Origin of the sequence: Mesorhizobium sp. M5C.F.Ca.ET.164.01.1.1, from assembly GCF_004792125.1 — a bacterium.
In the GTDB taxonomy this organism is placed as follows: Bacteria; Pseudomonadota; Alphaproteobacteria; order Rhizobiales; family Rhizobiaceae; genus Mesorhizobium; species Mesorhizobium wenxiniae.
In genome coordinates, this window is the sequence record NZ_SRTG01000565.1 from 1 (window position 1) to 288 (window position 288).

Sequence of the window (288 nt, forward strand, 5' to 3'; positions counted from 1 at the left end):
CCCGCCTTCCCGTTGTCGCTCCAGGGGCTGACCTTGATGTCTTCCGGCCTCAGTCCGATCTCGACTGCGTCGGCCGGAGCCGCGCGGTCGGCGATGCTGAGCGCGCCTTCGGCCGCTTCGACGCCGCTCTCGCCGCGAACGGATTTGAGGATGTTCATGACAGGCGAACCGAGCAGCCGCGCCACATAGGTGCTGACCGGGCGGTCATAGATCTCGGCCGGCGCGCCGATCTGCCTGATCCTGCCATAGTCCAGTATGGGGATGCGGTCGGCGATCGACATCGCCTCT

At 66.7% G+C, this 288-nt stretch carries 1 pseudogene; it reads right to left on the bottom strand.

What is annotated here, in order from left to right:
- Nucleotides 1–288 (bottom strand): annotated as a pseudogene (locus EN807_RS34770) (ABC transporter ATP-binding protein); the annotation flags it as partial.